Source organism: Gluconobacter sp. GP1 (genome assembly GCF_032913585.1).
Taxonomy (GTDB): domain Bacteria; phylum Pseudomonadota; class Alphaproteobacteria; order Acetobacterales; family Acetobacteraceae; genus Gluconobacter; species Gluconobacter cerinus.
Genome location: NZ_JASGXC010000072.1, coordinates 1 through 293 on the forward strand (window position 1 = coordinate 1; position 293 = coordinate 293).

General features: G+C 59.0%; 1 pseudogene. It reads right to left on the bottom strand.

Annotated elements, in window-relative coordinates:
- Positions 1–293 (bottom strand): annotated as a pseudogene (locus R5H23_RS16975) (hypothetical protein); the annotation flags it as partial.

Here is a 293-nt window from a genome sequence, read left to right on the forward strand (position 1 = left end):
CCGGACGGAAACGCGCCGACTGCATCCACGGTAATCCCGTAAACCGGCCGGGTTCCGAGCCGGATCCATGTTCCTGTCCCACTTCTCTGGATCAGATAGGTGCCGGGAGCCGGAGACTGCGCATAGATGTCTGTCACCGTTCCGGAAAAGGTTATGCCTCCTGCAAAGCCGCCCTCATAGAGTGCGGAAATTTCTGCTGGCGCATCACTGACCTGATAGACGTAATTCACGGCATCGATCAGGACGGGCGTGATGTTGCAGACCGTTCCCCGCAGGGTTGGCATGAGACGCCC